16 protein-coding genes, 1 tRNA gene and 3 rRNA genes are annotated in these 20154 nt (G+C 45.5%); 14 read left to right on the plus strand and 6 right to left on the minus strand.

The annotated features are described in order from the left end of the window. Nucleotides 1–260 precede the first annotated feature (260 nt). The 4 genes from LQZ07_RS03985 to LQZ07_RS04000 all read left to right on the plus strand — a co-directional run bounded on the left by LQZ07_RS03985 (nucleotide 261) and on the right by LQZ07_RS04000 (nucleotide 4933). Complete coding sequence (locus LQZ07_RS03985; protein ID WP_152783476.1) at nucleotides 261–1472, plus strand: aspartate aminotransferase family protein; 1212 nt, start codon at nucleotides 261–263, stop codon at nucleotides 1470–1472. A gap of 115 nt (nucleotides 1473–1587) precedes the next feature. Next, nucleotides 1588–2619 carry an arginine N-succinyltransferase gene (astA, locus tag LQZ07_RS03990; RefSeq protein ID WP_152783478.1) on the plus strand — a complete coding sequence of 344 codons (1032 nt, stop codon included), beginning with the start codon at nucleotides 1588–1590 and terminating at the stop codon, nucleotides 2617–2619. Nucleotides 2620–2658: 39 nt separating this feature from the next. Further along, entirely contained in the window at nucleotides 2659–4128 is a 1470-nt protein-coding gene (gene astD, locus LQZ07_RS03995) for a succinylglutamate-semialdehyde dehydrogenase (RefSeq protein WP_152783480.1), read from the plus strand. A 10-nt stretch (nucleotides 4129–4138) separates the two neighbouring features. Next, the gene (locus LQZ07_RS04000; protein ID WP_152783482.1) at nucleotides 4139–4933 is read left to right on the plus strand and encodes a DUF1338 domain-containing protein; all 795 of its coding nucleotides are present in this window, start codon (nucleotides 4139–4141) and stop codon (nucleotides 4931–4933) included. Nucleotides 4934–4985: 52 nt separating this feature from the next. On the opposite strand, the gene crp is transcribed toward LQZ07_RS04000, so the two are convergent. Beyond that, on the minus strand, nucleotides 4986–5624 hold the full coding sequence (gene crp / locus LQZ07_RS04005) for a cAMP-activated global transcriptional regulator CRP (RefSeq protein ID WP_016403770.1): 639 nt from the start codon (nucleotides 5622–5624) through the stop codon (nucleotides 4986–4988). Between the two features lie 211 nt (nucleotides 5625–5835). On the opposite strand from crp, the gene LQZ07_RS04010 reads away from it, so the two are divergent. Further along, nucleotides 5836–6240: an OsmC family protein gene (locus LQZ07_RS04010; RefSeq protein ID WP_152783484.1), complete on the plus strand. Its 405-nt coding sequence runs from the start codon at nucleotides 5836–5838 to the stop codon at nucleotides 6238–6240. A 1-nt stretch (nucleotide 6241) separates the two neighbouring features. Here the strand turns inward: LQZ07_RS04010 and LQZ07_RS04015 are convergent, their stop codons facing one another. The 3 genes from LQZ07_RS04015 to LQZ07_RS04025 are packed head-to-tail and all read right to left on the minus strand — an operon-like array spanning nucleotide 6242 to nucleotide 8380. Further along, nucleotides 6242–7111, minus strand: a complete 870-nt coding sequence (locus LQZ07_RS04015; RefSeq protein WP_016403768.1) for a phosphoribulokinase — start codon at nucleotides 7109–7111, stop codon at nucleotides 6242–6244. 37 nt (nucleotides 7112–7148) lie between these two features. Next, nucleotides 7149–7397, minus strand: a complete 249-nt coding sequence (locus LQZ07_RS04020) for a YheU family protein (RefSeq protein ID WP_016403767.1) — start codon at nucleotides 7395–7397, stop codon at nucleotides 7149–7151. After that, entirely contained in the window at nucleotides 7394–8380 is a 987-nt protein-coding gene (locus LQZ07_RS04025; RefSeq protein WP_249483669.1) for a hydrolase, read from the minus strand. Before LQZ07_RS04025 ends, LQZ07_RS04020 begins: the two co-directional genes overlap by 4 nt. Nucleotides 8381–8514: 134 nt before the next feature. On the opposite strand from LQZ07_RS04025, the gene LQZ07_RS04030 reads away from it, so the two are divergent. Further along, nucleotides 8515–9909: a coniferyl aldehyde dehydrogenase gene (locus tag LQZ07_RS04030; protein ID WP_249483508.1), complete on the plus strand. Its 1395-nt coding sequence runs from the start codon at nucleotides 8515–8517 to the stop codon at nucleotides 9907–9909. Between the two features lie 32 nt (nucleotides 9910–9941). Continuing rightward, nucleotides 9942–10187: a DUF3624 family protein gene (locus LQZ07_RS04035; RefSeq protein WP_152783488.1), complete on the plus strand. Its 246-nt coding sequence runs from the start codon at nucleotides 9942–9944 to the stop codon at nucleotides 10185–10187. A 5-nt stretch (nucleotides 10188–10192) separates the two neighbouring features. On the opposite strand, the gene miaA is transcribed toward LQZ07_RS04035, so the two are convergent. Both miaA and LQZ07_RS04045 read right to left on the minus strand, forming a co-directional pair. Beyond that, the gene (miaA, locus tag LQZ07_RS04040; RefSeq protein WP_152783490.1) at nucleotides 10193–11131 is read right to left on the minus strand and encodes a tRNA (adenosine(37)-N6)-dimethylallyltransferase MiaA; all 939 of its coding nucleotides are present in this window, start codon (nucleotides 11129–11131) and stop codon (nucleotides 10193–10195) included. 125 nt (nucleotides 11132–11256) lie between these two features. Next, a complete protein-coding gene (locus LQZ07_RS04045; protein WP_016403762.1) occupies nucleotides 11257–11466 on the minus strand; it encodes a DUF1127 domain-containing protein in 210 nt (69 codons plus the stop codon). Between the two features lie 763 nt (nucleotides 11467–12229). On the opposite strand from LQZ07_RS04045, the gene LQZ07_RS04050 reads away from it, so the two are divergent. From LQZ07_RS04050 to rrf, 7 genes are all read left to right on the plus strand, one after another. Further along, complete coding sequence (locus LQZ07_RS04050; protein WP_152783492.1) at nucleotides 12230–13354, plus strand: alanine--glyoxylate aminotransferase family protein; 1125 nt, start codon at nucleotides 12230–12232, stop codon at nucleotides 13352–13354. An 87-nt stretch (nucleotides 13355–13441) separates the two neighbouring features. Then, entirely contained in the window at nucleotides 13442–14056 is a 615-nt protein-coding gene (locus tag LQZ07_RS04055; protein WP_152783494.1) for a flavin reductase family protein, read from the plus strand. Nucleotides 14057–14070: 14 nt separating this feature from the next. Further along, complete coding sequence (locus LQZ07_RS04060; RefSeq protein ID WP_152783495.1) at nucleotides 14071–14556, plus strand: C40 family peptidase; 486 nt, start codon at nucleotides 14071–14073, stop codon at nucleotides 14554–14556. Between the two features lie 429 nt (nucleotides 14557–14985). Further along, nucleotides 14986–16530 (plus strand): 16S ribosomal RNA (locus tag LQZ07_RS04065). Nucleotides 16531–16635: 105 nt separating this feature from the next. Then, nucleotides 16636–16711: transfer RNA gene (locus LQZ07_RS04070), tRNA-Glu, on the plus strand. A gap of 239 nt (nucleotides 16712–16950) precedes the next feature. Next, nucleotides 16951–19840 (plus strand): 23S ribosomal RNA (locus LQZ07_RS04075). 111 nt (nucleotides 19841–19951) lie between these two features. Beyond that, nucleotides 19952–20067, plus strand: a 5S ribosomal RNA gene (gene rrf, locus LQZ07_RS04080). Together the 16S, 23S and 5S rRNA genes with 1 tRNA gene alongside form the textbook arrangement of a ribosomal RNA operon. The last annotated feature ends 87 nt before the right edge of the window (nucleotides 20068–20154 follow it).

The raw sequence follows: 20154 nt of genomic DNA on the forward strand, positions 1-20154 counted from the left end.
GTGATTTTATAGAATGAATAGATTGTGCATATTTATGCTGTAGTGGCTAAGTCTTTGGCTGTTTTCTGTCAGCTTAGCAATAATTGATTTAGAACTATGCACTGAATATGCGTAAAAATGGCCATATTTTGTATGGCTCAAAGGCACTATGCTCAGACAAGGCTCTTGAGATTTGCCATAATCGCCAAACTGTTTACAAACTATTAACCTTTCTGGCCCTGTATAACGGAATAGCCAGAAAGCTAAAAGGAGAACACTACATGTCACACGCTGTTACTCGCGCGCTATTCGATGAAGTTATGGTTCCAAACTATGCACCAGCGGCCATTATTCCGGTGAAGGGTGAAGGTTCGCGTTTATGGGATCAAGACGGTCGTGAGTATATCGACTTTGCTGGTGGTATCGCCGTTAACTGCTTAGGCCATTGTCATCCTGCGTTGGTGAAGAGCCTAACCGACCAAGGCAACTCATTGTGGCACTTAAGCAATGTACTAACGAATGAGCCAGCATTGCGTTTAGCTAAAAAATTGGTAGACAGTACCTTTTCTGAGAAAGTGTTCTTTTGTAATTCTGGTGCAGAAGCCAACGAAGCCGCACTAAAACTAGCGCGCCGTTATGCTATTGAGCATGGCTCTGCCGATAAAACCAAAATCATCGCTTTTGAACAAGGCTTCCATGGTCGTACGTTCTTTACCGTAACCGTGGGTGGTCAAGCAACTTATTCAGACGGTTTTGGACCAAAACCCGGCGATGTAGAACACATTCCTTACAATGATCTTGCTGCCTTAGAAGCCATTATTGATGATCAAACCTGCGCGGTGATGATGGAGCCCTTGCAAGGTGAGGGCGGCATTATTAGCCCTGACTTAGAGTTTGCCCAAAAAGTACGTGAGCTATGTGATAAACACCAAGCTTTGCTTATTTTTGATGAAGTGCAAACCGGTGTCGGCCGTACAGGCGAACTATACGCATATATGGGCTTAGGTGTAACGCCAGATATTTTAACCTCGGCTAAAGCCTTAGGTGGCGGTTTCCCAATTGGCGCTATGTTAACTACTACTGCTATTGCAGCTTCAATGAAAGTCGGCACCCATGGCAGCACCTATGGTGGTAACCCATTGGCTTGTGCCGTAGCCGAAACGGCTTTTGATATTGTTAATTCTGAAGAAGTGCTAAGTGGCGTTAAGCAACGTGAACAATGGTTTAGAGAAGCACTTAATCGCATCAACGAAAAGTATCAGGTATTTGCAGAAGTACGTGGTAAAGGCTTGCTGTTAGGTGCGGTATTAAATGAACAATACCAGGGCCGAGCTAGAGACTTCTTAGTAGCTGCAGCTGCAGAAGGCTTAATGGTTCTGGTTGCTGGTGCTAATGTTGTGCGTTTTACTCCTTCTCTTATTGTTCCTCAGGCAGACGTTGAATCAGGCATGCAGCGTTTTGAGCAAGCTGTTGCCAACGTGGTAAACGGCTAAATCAGTTGGGCTGAGGCCGTTAAAGGTTTCAGCCCAAGCAATACTTTTAATAAACACAAATAGTGGCTAATACTTAGCTACGGCTTCATGCTATTTAATAAAGGGAGAAATAGCCATGTTAGTTATCCGTCCTATTAAGGAAACGGATTACCCTGCCTTGTTACAAATGGCAGTGGGTTCGGGGATAGGCTTTACTTCTTTACCGGTAGACGAACCTTTATTGCGTGAAAAGCTCGCGCATTCTATTCGTTCGTTTGCTAGTGATATCGACCACCCTGGCGACCTGCATTATTTAATGGTGGCCGAAGATACCGAAACTGGCGAAGTAGTGGGTACCAGCGCCATAGATGCCGCGGTAGGCATGGCCAGCCCATTTTATACTTATCATCTCGGCAAGGTTGTACATGCTTCACGTAGCCTAAATGTATACAACGTGGTGGAAACCCTCACCTTAACCAATGATTACACCGGTGTGACCGAGCTATGTACTTTATTTTTGCAAGAGTCTCACCGACAAGGCCAAAATGGACGTTTATTGTCGAAGTGTCGCTTTTTGTTGATGGCCGAGCATCCGCAACGCTTTAACGACTCGGTTATTGCCGAAATGCGCGGCGTATCCGACGAGCAAGGCCGTTCACCTTTCTGGCAATGGCTGCAAGATAACTTCTTTAGTGTTGATTTCCCTACCGCCGATTACCTAACCGGTGTAGGTAAGAAAGAGTTTATTGCTGAACTCATGCCCAAGTATCCCATTTACGTCAATTTGCTTAGTAAAGAAGCGCAAGCTGTAATTGGTGAAGTACATGAAAAAACTCGACCGGCGCTGCGATTATTAGAGGCCGAGGGTTTCTGCAAACACGGTTATGTAGACATCTTTGATGCTGGCCCTACCGTTGAGTGCCCACTCAAGCTGATTGAGAGCGTGAAGCATTCCTTCAAAGTAACCGTACATATTGGACAACCTAGCGATGCAGCCGAAGAAATGCTGCTTACCAATGCGCGTTTAAAAGAGTTTAGAGCATGTGTTTCTGAGATAGAGTTAGATAGCAAAAAATGTCACGCAGTGATTTCTAAAGAAGCTGCCAAGGCCTTAGAAGTGACCGATGGTGAGCAAATTCGCATTGGCGCACTGCGTTTCGAACAATAATTTTGCCCACGGGCAGCAATAAAGGATTTGAGGTTGTAGATGGAACATTTAAATCAGTTTATTAACGGTCAATGGTTGGCTGGTGAGGGCGAGGCTTTTAACTCGATTGATCCGGCTAAAAATGTGTCGGTGTGGCAGGGTAAGTCAGCAGTTGCGAGCCAAGTAGATAACGCAGTAGCAGCAGCACGAGACAGCCAATTTGCTTGGTATATGAGTGGCGTTGAGGCGCGACTTGCAATCATCAAAAAATTTGCTGGCTTGCTTGAAGAAAACAAAGAAGCCTTAGCCCTAGTGATAGCTCAAGAAACGGGGAAACCTTTATGGGAAACTCGTACTGAGATTGCAGCAATGATCGGCAAGGCAGGCATTTCAGAGAAAGCCTATTTTGAGCGTACTGGCGAGTCAAGCTCTGAGCTGCCCATTGCAACTGCAGTATTGCGTCATAAACCTCATGGAGTGGTTGCGGTTTTTGGTCCATACAACTTCCCGGGTCATTTACCTAATGGCCATATCATCCCAGCGTTGATCGCAGGCAATACAGTGGTGCTTAAACCTTCTGAGCTAACACCTAAGACATCTGAGCACGTTGTGAAGCTATGGCAACAAGCAGGTGTTCCCAATGGCGTAATTAATTTGGTGCAGGGTGAAGTGCTCACAGGTAAAGCTTTAGCGTCGCATTCAGGCATTGATGGCTTGTTCTTTACGGGCAGTTCTAATACTGGCCACGTTCTGCATCAGCAGTTTGCTAGCCAGCCGGATAAAATCTTGGCCTTAGAGATGGGGGGGAATAATCCCTTAGTTGTAGCTGAAGTTGATGATGTTGATGCCGCGGTTCACGATATTGTGCAATCAGCCTTTATCTCTGCAGGCCAGCGCTGCACCTGTGCACGCCGTTTGTATTTACCAAAAACCGAGCAAGCCGAGCAAATCCTAGAGCGTTTAGTATCTGTGACTAAGGCGATTGAAGTAGGTGACTACGATGCCGAGCAACAACCATTCATTGGTGCCATGATCAGTGCAAAAGCCGCTGCAGGAATGGTTAGCGCTCAAGAAAAGTTAACAGCATTGGGTGGTGAGTCTTTAGTAGAACTAGAGCAAGCAGATGCAGAAAAGGGCTTTGTTAGCCCGGGCATTATTGAGGTGAGTGAAATAGCCGATTTACCCGATGAAGAATACTTTGGCCCTTTGCTGCAAGTTGTTCGATATGACGATTGGGACAGTGCAATTGCTCAAGCCAATAACACTCGATACGGCTTATCTGCGGGTTTGTTAAGTAACGATGCCGCTCTGTGGGAGAACTTCCGCCACCGCATTCGAGCAGGCATTGTAAATTGGAATCGCTCAATTACTGGCGCTTCTAGCGCAGCGCCTTTTGGCGGAGTAGGGGCTTCGGGTAATCATCGCGCTAGTGCGAAGTATGCTGCCGATTATTGTGCTTACCCAGTGGCGTCGATGGAAGGTAAAGCCAGTGTAATGCCAGCTACCTTAAGTCCAGGCTTACACTTCTAAGGAGTTAGCAATGACTATCGATTTATTCTTTGAGCGTTTATGGCAACAGTATTTGGCGGTAACACCTAGCACGGAGTCTATTCATACCTTGCTGGGTGGCGGCGCTCCAATCGTTAATGATCACATTGCGGTGCGCACTTTTAATCTGCCTAATACCGGTGTAGAAGCGTTTGCCAAGCACCTGCTAGCAATGGGGTACGTTCAAGGTGGTACTTATCACTTTGCTAACAAGCACCTTGATGCGGCTCATTTTGAACATAGCGACCCTACAATACCTAAGGTATTTATTAGTGAGCTACAAGTCGAAAGCCTTTCTCCTCAAGCGCAAGATATTGTTCAGCGTTTGGCCAGCCAAGTGAATAACGAGTTATATCAACGCCCAGAAGTATTCTTTTCTGGTCGACCTTGGCAGTTAAGCTATAGCGATTACCAAGCATTACTCGCTGAAAGCGAATATGCTGCATGGTTAGCAGCCTATGGCTACCGCGCTAATCACTTTACCGTGTCGGTAAATCAGCTGGCGGGCTACCAAAGCCTACAAGCGGTTAATCAAAAGTTGTTGGAAGCTGGCTTCAACTTAAATACGGTGGGTGGTGAGATTAAAGGTTCACCAGAAGTATTGCTTGAGCAATCTTCAACAATGGCCGATCAAACGGAGGTGGTGTTTAGTGACAGTAAACACAGCATACCCAGTTGTTTTTATGAGTTTGCGCTGCGTTATGCAAAGGCTGATGGCGAGTTGTACTCAGGCTTTGTAGAAGCGTCGGCAGACAAAATATTTAGTAGTACCGACAACCGTTCTTAAAAAACAAAAAAGCCGCATTAAGCGGCTTTTTATTTGAGCAATGGTGGTTTTATTAGCGTGTGCCGTAAACCACTATAGTTTTACCGTGTGCGGTAATTAACTCTTGCTCTTCTAGCATCTTAAGAATACGACCTACCGTTTCGCGAGAACAACCTACAATTTGGCCGATCTCTTGGCGAGTGATCTTAATCTGCATGCCATCTGGATGCGTCATAGCATCTGGCTGCTTAGCTAGGTTTAATAGCGTTTGAGCGATTCGACCAGTAACGTCTAAGAATGCTAAGTCACCTACTTTTTGGCTGGTGATTTGCAAGCGGTTAGCCATTTGGCCTGAAAGGCGCATTAAGATTTCAGGGTTAACTTGAATTAGCTGACGGAATTTCTTGTAAGAAATCTCCGCTACCTCACAAGGACTTTTTGCGCGGATCCAAGCAGTGCGAATTGGATTTTCAGTGTCTTCGAAAAGACCCAATTCACCCATGAAATCACCTTGATTCAAGTAAGACAAGATCATTTCCTTGCCTTCTTCATCTTTAATCAATACTGCCACTGAACCTTTTACAATGTAGTAAAGTGTTTCAGCTTTTTCGCCAGCATGAATCAAAGTACTTTTTGATGGGTACTTATGAATGTGACAGTGAGAAAGAAACCACTCCATCACCGGATCAGCTTGAGGTTTGCCAATTACCATATTAAAGAAATCCTCTGTCTTTATAATTGTTTGCTAGCTTTATAACACGCAAACTGTATTTATTTTAATAGTCGTCCATTCCGCCTCTAGCATAAAAGGCTTCGGGCTTTGCTGCAAGGCATTTATACGCCTTTAGTATGAGTCAAACGCTGGCCTTGAACCTTGACCTAGATTAAGCTGGTCGACGAAATATTCCCTAGGAGAATCTAACATGAAAGCGACCGTTTCGTGGTCTAAAGAACTGCAATTTATTGGAAAAAGTAGCTCAGGTCACCAAATTGAGATGGATGGTGACGGTGCAAAGGCTGCGGCAAGCCCTATGGAGTACGTACTAATGGCGGCTGGTGGCTGTAGTTCGGTAGATATTATTTCTATTTTGAGCAAAGCTAGACAGCAAGTTACTGATTGTACAGTTAATCTCGATTCTGAACGGGCAGACGGTACGCCGCGAGTATTTACTAAAATTCATCTCGAATTTGTAGTTACCGGGGTTGATTTAAGTGAAAAGCATGTGGCACGTGCAGTGCAATTAAGCATGGAGAAGTACTGTTCTGTGTCGCTAATGTTGAGTAAAAGCTGTGAAGTAAGCCACAGCTATCGTATTGAATCTGCTTAACTTAGCGGATTTTTCCTGTCTCTAATAGTTGTTGAATCATTGGCGACAGGATTAACTCCATGGCAAAACCCATTTTCCCGCCAGGTACCACAATGGTGTTTTGCCGTGACATATAAGCACCATCGATCATTTGCAATAAGAATGGAAAATCGACATTTTTTAGGCCACGAAAACGAATAACCAACATACTTTCATCTAGGGTTGGAATGCTTTTAGCGCTAAATGGGTTAGAGGTATCTACCGTGGGGACTCGCTGAAAGTTGATATGAGTGCGAGAGAATTGAGGGGTGATGTAGTTAATATAGTCATCCATAGAGCGAACGATTGATTCTTGCACTGCTTCGCGAGAATGGCCTCGCTCGGTGGTATCTCGCACCAGCTTTTGAATCCACTCTAAGTTTACAATCGGCACCATACCGATGAGCAAGTCAACTTTAGAGGCTACGTTTTTATCATCGTAGGCCACACCGCCGTGTAAGCCTTCATAAAACAGTACATCGGTGTCTTCGGGTAAATCTTGCCAAGGCGTAAAGGTACCCGGCATTTGGTTGTAAGGTACCGCTTCATCAAAAGTATGTAGATACCGACGATATTGGCCGGTGCCCGTTTCGCCATATTGTTTGAAGAAGTCGTACAGCAAATTAAAGTCATTAGCTTCAGGGCCAAAATAGCTAATATGTTTACCATGTTCGCGAGCTTTACGAATAGCCACATCCATTTCTGGGCGCGTGTAACGGTGAAAGCTGTCCCCTTCGATAAAGGCTGCGTTTAGCTTGTGCTGCCTAAACAGATGAGCAAATACTTCGCTGGTGGTTGATGTTCCAGCGCCTGATGAACCGGTAACCGCAATAACGGGATGCTTAGCTGACATAGTGGCCTTATTTGTTGGTGATGATTATAAACAGGGTTTACCCATCATCCTGCTGCCCTTCCATGGCAGAGGCATCAAATTGCTCTTTGGCAATTAAGTTTACTGTTTCATGAAGTTCAGAGTATACGATTAAAACCGAGCCGTTAATAACTTGTTGTTTAATTTGTTCTAGTTTGTCACTAAGACTCAACTCTTGATCACCATAGTCAGTGCCTTCGCGCAGTACATAGCTTTCTAGTAATGCATCTAAGGTGGCGGGTTCTAATTGTTGCCAAGGAATGATCATTTTGATGTTTGCTCAAGTTGTTGTTTAAACCAAGCTGGAATAGTGGATTCAAGCCAAAATTGCGGGCGCAGCAGGCTACCACCAACAAATCCTACATGTCCACCGGTATTGCTAAGGCGATATTCTACAGCTTGGCTTAATTGATCTGCTTTGGGAATAACCCGTTGGTCCATGAAAGGATCATCAGCCGCATGGATTAATAAGGTTGGCTGCGTAATTTCTTTTAATAAAGGCAAGCCGCTACAACGGTGGTAATAGTCGGCGGCACCCTTAAAACCATGTGCTTTTGCAGTGTAGTGTTCGTCAAACTGCACGAAGTTACGCCAAGTTTGGACTTCTTGAGTATTAAGAGGAGCCTGCTGGGTGCGCTCAATTTTTTTACATAGATTACGTTTCATTCGTGACAACAGGTGATGTTGATAAACTTTGGAGAAGCCACGCTGCAAACGCTCTGAACAAGCTCCCAAGTTTAAAGGAGGCGATACCACAGCGGCGGCAGCCAGTGGAGAGTCGGGCGTTTTGGCTAAATAGTTGACTAACATGTTACCACCTAAGGAATAACCTAATGCCAGTAATGGAGCCTCGGGATATTGCTGGTGTAAATAATTGATGCAGCTTGTGGCATCTTTAATTTCGCCACTGTGGTAACCACGCCACAAATTATTCGGTTTGCCGCTGCAGCCGCGAAAGTGCATGACCACTGCGCGCCAACCTTGTTGCTGGCAAGCCTGTAGTATCCCTTTTGCATAGGGAGATTCAACACTGCCTTCCAAGCCATGAAACACCACCATAATGGGCTGGTTTGATGAGGGCGCTTCAACACTCTCTATCCAGGCCAAGTCTACAAAGTCTCCATCAGCTAAATCCAGTTTTTGCCAAGCTAGCTTTAAGCGCTTATTCCGCCGTAAAAAAGTAGGTAATAAGGTTTGAATATGCTTGTTTCTGGCCCACCAAGGAGCGGTAAATTGGTTTGGATTAATGATTGCTCTCCCTTTGTTCGATGCGACTAAACTATGCTACCTGTCATAATTTTGTTCAAGTATCATCATTTATATTTTACAAGTTACCGTGGGTAACATAATCTATTTATGATTATAGAGTGTTTATGGTGACAGATGTGAATCAACAGCAATTTTCTAGTGACTTAACCAACCTAAAACAAGCCTTTGTTCAGCAAAGCTACCCAAGTTTGCAGCAACGCAAATACAACCTACAACAGTTGCTAAAGTTGTTGATGGAAAATCAAAGCGCCATTTTTGAGGCGATTAGCCGAGATTTTGGTCACCGTAGCTCACATGAAACCCAGTTGATCGAGTTATTTCCTTCCATAGAGGGAATACGCTATGCCTTAAAGCACCTTAAAAAATGGCTAAAGCCACAGCGACGAGGTATTAGCATTTGGCACTTGGGCGCGAGTAATCAAGTGATTGCAAAACCACTAGGAGTGATAGGGGTAATAGTGCCCTGGAATTACCCTTTATATTTAGCCATAGGGCCGCTTACCGATGCTTTAGCCGCTGGCAACAAAGTGATGATTAAGATGTCGGAACTTAGCCCAGCATTAACCCAATTGCTTATCGAGCTAATGCCGCAGTATCTTCCTGAAGAGTTGGTAAGGCTATATGCCGATGAGGATGGCAGCCGCGGCGCCCTATTCTCAAGCCTCGCCTTTGATCATCTGGTGTTTACAGGCTCAACCAATACTGGCCGCAAAGTGATGCAAGCTGCAGCCGCTAACCTTACTCCAGTTACCCTAGAGCTTGGCGGTAAATCTCCGGTCATTATTGCAAAAGACTATCCAGTTGAACTGGCCGCTGAGCGCATCATGATGGGTAAGCTGTTTAATGCCGGGCAAACTTGCGTAGCACCCGATTACGTTTTACTACATCACTCACAACGGCAAGCATTTGTTGAAGCTTGTGTGGCTTATTGTAAGAAGCATTATCAAGGGCTGAGCGATCAGGCATTTTCTAGCATCATTTCTGACGCCTTTTTAGATAGGCTAAACAAGCTAAGCCAGCAGGCAATAGAGCAGGGCGCCGAGAGTATTACTTTACTTCCAGGGGAGAGTAAGCAAAAGCTAGCGCCAAGTTTATTGTTAAATGTGGCTGAAGACGCCGATGTTATGCAGCAAGAGATCTTTGGCCCAATCTTGCCAGTAGTGGAATATCAGCAGTTAGACGAAGCCATTGCTTATGTGCGGCAACATGCTCATCCGCTCGCTTTATATGTGTTTTCTAATCAGGCCGCTATCCAGCAGCAAGTTATTCAGCAAACTCAAGCTGGTGGCTTATGTATTAATGATGTGCTTTTGCACGTAGCCCAACATGAACTGCCTTTTGGTGGTGTTGGACCGAGTGGAATGGGGCACTATCACGGTTATGACGGTTTTGTGCAGTTTTCTAAAATGCTACCCGTGTTTAAACAAGGGCGTTTTCCGGCAATAAAACTGATGCGCCCACCTTATACAAAATTCAGTGATTTATTGATCAAACTGATGACTCGTGGATAATTTGCTTAGATTGTTTCTAACAGGGTTTAGTCGTGAGTTGTCAGTTTTGCCAAAAGGTATGGTTTTTAGAAAAGCTAGGCCGTTGCCAACAGTGTATGTGGCAAGCCAACCTAGGCAGTTTGCTGCTATTGGTGTGCTGTTTGGGCTACAGCGGTGAAGTGGCTGTTTACTCTGTTGCGCTATGGCTAGCTTTTGCAGCATTTGCCAGCTTAAGTTTGGCCCATTGGCTAATGTTTTTCTTTTACCGGTGGTCGACTAAGCAACCACCAAGTAAGTAGTTGGTTTAAGACAGCTCTGCACTTAAGCTTTCTAGTTGTGGCTCTACTAACTTTGCCGCTTGTTCTATCAGGCTTTGCTGAGGATCCAACCAATGAATAGTATCTCCACGGCGCTCCATCTTTCTAAACCAAGTATCTTGGCGTTTAGCAAACTGATGAATTTGAGAATTAAGCTTTTGAAACATATCGTTGTAGCTGAGCTGCTCTTGTAAATATTGAGCGACTAAGCGGTATTCCAAACCATAAAACTCTAGTTTGCTGTAACTCACGCCATCTCTATGAAGATTTTGTACCTCTTCGATTAAGCCCTCATCTAAACGCTGTTTTAAGCGCAGAGTAATGCGTTTTCTTAGTACTGAGCGTTCCCAGCGAATCCCCATATAAAGTGGATTGATCCTAGGGTGCTTGGGCTGGCTTTGAGGTTCAACTGTTTTATCCGATTCGGCTATCTCTATCGCTCTTACTAAACGAGGCCGCACTGTTAAATCGGTACTATTGTGCTGTTCTGGCTTGAGCGCCAATAAACGTTGCTGCAGCTGCTCTAGGCTTAGTGCAGTCAGCTCATCCCTAAGGGCTTTATTTACTGGCGCTTCGTGTAGTTGATAGTTTTGAGTTACTGCGTCGATATATAAGCCGGTACCGCCTACCATAATCGGTAGTTTGTTAGCTTGTTTTATTTGCTGATAAGCGGCGAAGAAGTCTCGCTGAAAGTGAAATACACTGTACTCGGTGTCGGGCTCTACAATATCAATAAGATGGTAGGGGATCTCTTGGTACTCATCTAAGTCTTTACCCGAGCCTATATCCAAACCTTTATATACTTGGCGTGAATCTGCCGATAGCACTTCACCCTTATAGCGGCGAGCTAGTTCTACACCTAGATGGGTTTTACCTGAAGCTGTAGGACCTAAAACAACAATAAGGTTAGCGGCTTGAGTTTGCATAGTGGTTTTAATTGCGTGGTAATTGAAAAGCGAATGGTAGCAAGAAAAAACAAAAACGGCATGTGCAAAGCAGCATGCCGTTTGTAATGAGCCTGAGGTCCTTGGCGAAAAGCGTTAAAGGAGCTTTAGTTTTCCCAGAAGTGTTTGCGTGATTCTTGGTAGCGGTCTGCTTCGCTTAAACCAATGTCACGTAGTAAGTAAGCTGGTAGTTGGGCTAACTGACGGCGTGTTTTTTGACGCAAAATCCATGTATTGCAAAGGTGGTAAACCTCAACAAGCTGTTGGAAGAAAGAAGTATTTTTGTTGTTGCCAATTGAATTAACGTTAGTGCTCATAATGTAAGACCTCATCTCAGCTGATGGGGCAATAATAGATCTGAAAATTCGCCTTCTCAAACAAGTAAAACTGCAACTTAATCATTAGAAAAACTAATGATGATTATGGTTTTTGAGAGCGGAGTTTTTGCGTGAATAAATCATGAATAATTATTCTTTTTTTGTGCTTTGTTAATATGGGGGATTTTAAGTATTTAACCTTTTTTGTGTGTTTATTAAGCTGCTAAGCCAGAATCGACGCGATTCTGCAGTTTGTGTTTTTTGTAGCTCTATTAGCATTGCCTTTGAGTAATTATTCTACAGAGAATTTTGTAGTGATTAAGTGGCTTAATGCCTTTTATTTAAAAGCCCCTAGGGTGGTTTTTGATTTCGGTGTGTTTGTTGTTTTAGATCAATTTGTCGATGGTGGCTTTTGATCTTTTATGAAGATTTTAATGTTGCTTTTATGTGAATTTTGTTGTGCTTGAGTGTTGTTTAGGTAGCGTTAAAGATCTTATTCATATTTTGCTTGGTTTATAGAATGGTTAGTTTAATAAATACTCGTTTTTTTTAGCTTATTTCTATTAGTTGTATTTGTCTTTTTAGGGTTTTTAAAAATGCCAAATGAGATGTGTATCGGGTTTATGCGCTCAGTGAAAAGATCACCCAAAGGCTGATGCTTCTGGCTGTTTTGTGTTCAATTGTTGCCACCTGAATGTTAGAGTAATTACGCAACACTCATAATTACAATAAATAATTAGATTAAATATAAGGACATGCTTTCATGGATATTAGCTCTTTTAACCCTCCTCGTAGAATTTTGATGGGACCAGGGCCTTCAGATATTTCTCCACAAGTATTGCAGGCACAAAGCCGCCCTATCATTGGCCATTTGGATCCTTTGTTCGTGAACATGATGGACGAAATTAAAGCTTTGTTGCAGTACGCATTTCAAACCCAAAATGCTCACACCTTTGCCGTATCCGCGCCTGGCTCTGCAGGCATGGAAACCTGTTTTGTTAACTTGGTTGAGCCAGGTGATAAAGTTGTTGTGTGTATTAATGGCGTATTTGGACAACGCATGTTGGAAAATGTAGAACGCTGTGGTGGTGTTCCAGTGGTGGTAGAAGATAGCTGGGGAGAAGCCGTTTCTATAGAGAAAGTGAGTCAAACACTTGAGCAGCACTCCGACGCTAAAATACTGGCCTTTGTTCACGCAGAAACATCTACTGGCGTAGCTTCTGATGCTCAAGCCTTATGTGCCTTAGCGAAACAACACAATTGCCTAACCATTGTTGATGCCGTTACCTCTCTTGCGGGTATCCCCGTGAAAGTGGATGAATGGGGCATAGATGCTATTTATTCTGGTAGTCAAAAATGTCTATCTTGTGTACCCGGTTTATCACCGGTGAGTTTTAGCCAAGCGGCGGTTAGTAAGTTAACTAGTCGCAACAGCAAAGTGCAAAGTTGGTTTTTAGATCAAAGCTTAGTTATGGGCTACTGGTCTGGGGAGCAAAAGCGTTCTTACCATCATACTGCGCCAGTTACTGCATTGTATGCATTACATGAGTCATTGCTGGCTCTATATAAAGAAGGTTTAGAGCAATCTTGGCAGCGACACGCTGATATGCACAGTCAGTTGGCCGATGGTCTAGCTGAGTTAGGCCTAGATTTGATGGTGGACCAAAGCTGTCGTTTACCCCAGCTAAATTTAGTGGCAATCCCCAACGGCGTAAACGAAGCAGCAATTCGTGCTAAGTTGCTTAATAACTATAACTTAGAGATTGGTGCGGGTTTAGGTCAGTTTGCTGGTAAAGCATGGCGAATAGGTTTAATGGGTTATGCTGCCCGCAAAGAGAACGTGAGTTTATGTTTAGCGGCATTGGCTGAAGTTCTTGGCGAAAGCTGATATTTTCTTTCTATACTAGTGCTTGAAGCCCGCAGTTGCGGGTTTCTTTTTATTCAAACCTATTATCGGCATATAGGAAGAGCTTAGATGTACATCGATTTTTCAAGTTTAAGTGCTAATCAGATATACCACTGCATGACTCAAACAGTAGTGCCTCGTCCTATAGCTTGGGTGCTTAGCGATAATGGAGAGCCTAGCTCTTATAACTTAGCGCCCTTCTCATACTTTACAGCCGTTAGCTCTAATCCACCTCTGATGATGCTTTCGGTGGGCAAAAAACCAGATGGCAGCGATAAAGATACCAAAGTTAATATTGAACAACGTAAACATTGTGTAGTGCATATCGCAAGTGCAGCCCAGGCCGAGCAAGTCACCGAGTCGGCAAAAACGTTGCCGCATGGCGAGTCAGAAATAGAGCTCCAACAACTTGGTTTATCCCAGTTTGATAACTTTTCTCTACCAAGGCTTACTAACGCCCCTATTGCTATGGCTTGCGAGCTATATGAAATGCACAAAGTGGGGAATACACCTCAAGCAATGATACTGCTTAAAGTATTGCACCTATATATAGAGGAGCAGTTTGTCACTGAAGCGCAAGGGCGCATCACTTTAGACACTAATAAACTTAATCCCTTAGGGCGATTGGGTGGTGGCGAGTATTGGGCAAATGGCAATAGCTTTTCTATTCAACGCCCTAAGTAAAGGTAGCGAGTTTAATGCTTAGAATCGCTGCTACATCTAATTGCTTAGCAGTTTTACTCGTTTGTTATTTGCTCATGGCCTGTAGCGCTAAGCAAGGGAGCGAATCTTCACATGTTGACCTAGCTAAAAATGCAACGACAACACAACAACTAATGTTGCAAGTTCATAAGCAATGGCAAGGAACACCTTATCAACTTGGGGGAACAACCAAGGCAGGTATAGATTGTTCCGCTTTTGTTCAGCACCTATATATAGACGTTTATAATCAAGTTTTGCCGCGAACAACAGAAGTGCAACTAAAACAAGGAAAGGCTGTATCCCTAAACAACATTCAAACTGGCGATCTCATCTTCTTTAAAACCAGTCATAAAGTGCGGCATGTGGGCGTGGTATACGATAAAAATCACTTTCTCCATGCCTCAACATCTAAAGGTGTGATCTTTTCGCGCATCGATAATGTTTATTGGGCGCCAAAGATCATTGCGATAAAACGCCTATAAACGTCGATAAAATCGCTAATAAATACAGCTGCTGCCTACTATCTGAACACTTAAACGTGTTTCTGTGATTTTCTTCAAAAAACGCTTGCGCCGCGGGAATCGATCCCTATAATGCACCTCCACTGACACGGCACGCAGCGCGCTAAAGTGAAGCAAGGCTACGTCAGGGTTAGCAAGGCCTAGGGCTGAGTTAGCCGGTTGAAAAACTTCTTCTTAATTAATATTAAAAAGCGGTTGACAGCCACAGAGGAAAGCGTAGAATGCGCACCTCGCTTCGGCAACGAAGCAACGCTCTTTAACAATTTATCAAGCAATCTGTGTGAGCACTCACAGGACCTTAAGCGAAAAAATTAAGCTTAAGTGAACTGGAGTCTTGCACTGTAAAACACAGTAATAATTTCAGTTTTTAACTTTGAGCGAAAAAACTTTTGATTGAAGAGTTTGATCATGGCTCAGATTGAACGCTGGCGGCAGGCTTAACACATGCAAGTCGAGCGGTAACAGAGAGTAGCTTGCTACTTTGCTGACGAGCGGCGGACGGGTGAGTAATGCTTGGGAATATGCCTTTACGTGGGGGACAACAGTTGGAAACGACTGCTAATACCGCATAATGTCTTCGGACCAAAGGAGGGGATGCTTCGGCACCTTTCGCGTAAAGATTAGCCCAAGTGGGATTAGCTAGTTGGTAAGGTAATGGCTTACCAAGGCGACGATCCCTAGCTGGTTTGAGAGGATGATCAGCCACACTGGGACTGAGACACGGCCCAGACTCCTACGGGAGGCAGCAGTGGGGAATATTGCACAATGGGCGAAAGCCTGATGCAGCCATGCCGCGTGTGTGAAGAAGGCCTTCGGGTTGTAAAGCACTTTCAGTCGTGAGGAAGGGGTAGTAATTAATACTTGCTATCTTTGACGTTAGCGACAGAAGAAGGACCGGCTAACTCCGTGCCAGCAGCCGCGGTAATACGGAGGGTCCGAGCGTTAATCGGAATTACTGGGCGTAAAGCGTACGCAGGCGGCTTGTTAAGCCAGATGTGAAATCCCCGGGCTCAACCTGGGAATGGCATTTGGAACTGGCAAGCTAGAGTTTTGTAGAGGGTGGTAGAATTTCAGGTGTAGCGGTGAAATGCGTAGAGATCTGAAGGAATACCAGTGGCGAAGGCGGCCACCTGGACAAAAACTGACGCTCATGTACGAAAGCGTGGGGAGCAAACAGGATTAGATACCCTGGTAGTCCACGCCGTAAACGATGTCTACTAGTTGTCTGTGAGTTTAACTCGTGGGTAACGCAGCTAACGCATTAAGTAGACCGCCTGGGGAGTACGGCCGCAAGGTTAAAACTCAAATGAATTGACGGGGGCCCGCACAAGCGGTGGAGCATGTGGTTTAATTCGATGCAACGCGAAGAACCTTACCTGCCCTTGACATACTGAGAACTTGGAAGAGATTCCTTGGTGCCTTCGGGAACTCAGATACAGGTGCTGCATGGCTGTCGTCAGCTCGTGTCGTGAGATGTTGGGTTAAGTCCCGCAACGAGCGCAACCCCTATCCTTATTTGCCAGCACGTAATGGTGGGAACTCTAGGGAGACTGCCGGTGATAAACCGGAGGAAGGTGGGGACGACGTCAAGTCATCATGGCCCTTACGGGCAGGGCTACACACGTGCTACAATGGCATGTACAGAGGGATGCGAACTCGCGAGAGCAAGCGGACCCCAAAAAGCATGTCGTAGTCCGGATCGGAGTCTGCAACTCGACTCCGTGAAGTCGGAATCGCTAGTAATCGTAGATCAGAATGCTACGGTGAATACGTTCCCGGGCCTTGTACACACCGCCCGTCACACCATGGGAGTGGGCTGCAAAAGAAGTGGGTAGTTTAACCTTCGGGAGGACGCTCACCACTTTGTGGTTCATGACTGGGGTGAAGTCGTAACAAGGTAGCCCTAGGGGAACCTGGGGCTGGATCACCTCCTTATTATGATGCTTAGGTTTTGTGACGTGTTCACACAGATTGCTTGATGAAAAAGAAAAGAGAGAAGTTCTAGTGTGGTGTAGAACCAACGAGAACAGCTACTGCAGTGTCCCGTTCGTCTAGAGGCCTAGGACACCGCCCTTTCACGGCGGTAACAGGGGTTCAAATCCCCTACGGGATACCATTCTCTCTCTTGGTTTGAGAATACAAAGCTAAGCATTTGTTTATATAGTGCTTAGCTTTGGTTTCTTCGAGACCATTGCTCTTTAACAATTTGGAAAAGCTGATAAAAAATATCTCAAGAATATGAGTTTAATAACAAGTGTTCTTGGTATTCAAAAATAAGGTGATCGTACTCGAATGGCAGGACTTATACAGCCTGACCATTCAAGTGATTTAAGCGACAACATTTAGGTGTTGTATGGTTAAGTGACTAAGCGTATACGGTGGATGCCTTGGCAGTCAGAGGCGATGAAGGACGTGTTAATCTGCGATAAGCTGTGTTAAGTCGATAAAAGACGTTATAGACACAGATTTCCGAATGGGGAAACCCACTGCATTTTATGCAGTATCGTAACGTGAATACATAGCGTTGCGAGGCGAACCCGGGGAACTGAAACATCTAAGTACCCGGAGGAAAAGAAATCAACCGAGATTCTGGTAGTAGCGGCGAGCGAACCCGGATTAGCCCTTAAGCTTTTAGGTGATTAGTGGAACATTCTGGAAAGGATGGCGATACAGGGTGATAGCCCCGTACATGAAAATCTACTTTAAGTGAAATCGAGTAGGACGGCACACGTGATATGTTGTCTGAATATGGGGGGACCATCCTCCAAGGCTAAATACTCCTGACTGACCGATAGTGAACCAGTACCGTGAGGGAAAGGCGAAAAGAACCCCTGTGAGGGGAGTGAAATAGAACCTGAAACCGTATACGTACAAGCAGTGGGAGCCCCCTTGTGGGGTGACTGCGTACCTTTTGTATAATGGGTCAACGACTTAATTTCAGTAGCAAGGTTAAGCGAATAGCGGAGCCGTAGGGAAACCGAGTGTTAACTGCGCGCATAGTTGCTGGGATTAGACCCGAAACCCGGTGATCTAGCCATGGGCAGGTTGAAGATTGGGTAACACCAATTGGAGGACCGAACCGACTAATGTTGAAAAATTAGCGGATGACTTGTGGCTGGGGGTGAAAGGCCAATCAAACCGGGAGATAGCTGGTTCTCCTCGAAAGCTATTTAGGTAGCGCCTCGAGCGAATACTGATGGGGGTAGAGCACTGTTAAGGCTAGGGGGTCATCCCGACTTACCAACCCTTTGCAAACTCCGAATACCATCAAGTACTACTCGGGAGACACACGGCGGGTGCTAACGTCCGTCGTGGAAAGGGAAACAACCCAGACCGTCAGCTAAGGTCCCAAAGTGTATGTTAAGTGGGAAACGATGTGGGAAGGCTTAGACAGCCAGGATGTTGGCTTAGAAGCAGCCATCATTTAAAGAAAGCGTAATAGCTCACTGGTCGAGTCGGCCTGCGCGGAAGATGTAACGGGGCTAAACATACCACCGAAGCTACGGGAGCATGCTTGCATGCTCGGTAGAGGAGCGTTCTGTAAGCCGTTGAAGGTGGATCGTAAGGTTTGCTGGAGGTATCAGAAGTGCGAATGTTGACATGAGTAACGATAAAGGGGGTGAAAAGCCCCCTCGCCGAAAGACCAAGGTTTCCTGTCCAATGTTAATCAGGGCAGGGTGAGTCGGCCCCTAAGGCGAGACTGAAAAGTGTAGTCGATGGGAAACAGGTTAATATTCCTGTACTTCGTATAATTGCGATGGGAGGACGGAGAAGGCTAGGCCAGCGTGGCGATGGTTGTCCACGTGAAAGGCAGTAGGCGGTAAACTTAGGCAAATCCGGGTTTACATTACGCTGAGAGTTGATGACGAGTGTCTACGGACACGAAGTGGTTGATGCCCTGCTTCCAGGAAAAGTCTCTAAGCTTCAGATTATACGAAACCGTACCCCAAACCGACACAGGTGGTTGGGTAGAGAATACCAAGGCGCTTGAGAGAACTCGGGTGAAGGAACTAGGCAAAATGGTACCGTAACTTCGGGAGAAGGTACGCTCTTGATGGTGATGGGACTTGCTCCCTAAGCTGCTGAGAGTCGCAGATACCAGTTGGCTGCAACTGTTTATTAAAAACACAGCACTGTGCTAAATCGAAAGATGACGTATACGGTGTGACGCCTGCCCGGTGCCGGAAGGTTAATTGATGTGGTTAGCGTTCGCGCGAAGCTATTGATCGAAGCCCCGGTAAACGGCGGCCGTAACTATAACGGTCCTAAGGTAGCGAAATTCCTTGTCGGGTAAGTTCCGACCTGCACGAATGGCGTAATGATGGCCAAGCTGTCTCCACCCGAGACTCAGTGAAATTGAAATTGCCGTGAAGATGCGGTGTACCCGCGGCTAGACGGAAAGACCCCGTGAACCTTTACTACAGCTTGACACTGAACATTGACCCTACATGTGTAGGATAGGTGGGAGGCTTTGAAGCGTTGTCGCTAGATGACGTGGAGCCGACCTTGAAATACCACCCTTGTAGTGTTGATGTTCTAACGTTGGTCCCTTATCGGGATTGCGGACAGTGTCTGGTGGGTAGTTTGACTGGGGCGGTCTCCTCCCAAAGAGTAACGGAGGAGCACGAAGGTTGGCTAAGTATGGTCGGACATCATACGGTTAGTGCAATGGCATAAGCCAGCTTAACTGCGAGACAGACACGTCGAGCAGGTACGAAAGTAGGTCATAGTGATCCGGTGGTTCTGTATGGAAGGGCCATCGCTCAACGGATAAAAGGTACTCCGGGGATAACAGGCTGATACCGCCCAAGAGTTCATATCGACGGCGGTGTTTGGCACCTCGATGTCGGCTCATCACATCCTGGGGCTGAAGTCGGTCCCAAGGGTATGGCTGTTCGCCATTTAAAGTGGTACGCGAGCTGGGTTTAGAACGTCGTGAGACAGTTCGGTCCCTATCTGCCGTGGGCGTTTGAGAATTGAGGGGAGCTGCTCCTAGTACGAGAGGACCGGAGTGGACGAACCGCTGGTGTTTGGGTTGTTATGCCAATAGCATTGCCCAGTAGCTACGTTCGGAACTGATAACCGCTGAAAGCATCTAAGCGGGAAGCAGGCCTCGAGATTAATTCTCACTAGGACTTTAAGTCCTCTGAAGGGCCGTTGGAGACTACAACGTTGATAGGCAAGGTGTGTAAGTGCTGTGAGGCATTGAGCTAACTTGTACTAATTACCCGTGAGGCTTAACCATACAACACCTAAAGGGTGTTGCTTATAGATACTTTATTTTAGAAACCATGAATACTTGTTAGTGCTCATGAGATGTTTCAGCTTTTTCGAATGTTAAAGACAACAGTTTTTGCCTGGTGGCAATAGCGTTGTGGACCCACCTGACTCCATGCCGAACTCAGAAGTGAAACGCAACTGCGCCGATGATAGTGTGGGGCTTCCCCATGTGAAAGTAGGTCACCGCCAGGCTCCTATACTAAGCCCTCGTCTAATGATGAGGGCTTTTTTATTGCCTGCGATTTAGTCCCTCAGGCATACCAATCACTCAAGCCCCAG

Source organism: Agarivorans sp. B2Z047 (genome assembly GCF_023373605.1).
Classification (GTDB): domain Bacteria; phylum Pseudomonadota; class Gammaproteobacteria; order Enterobacterales; family Celerinatantimonadaceae; genus Agarivorans; species Agarivorans albus.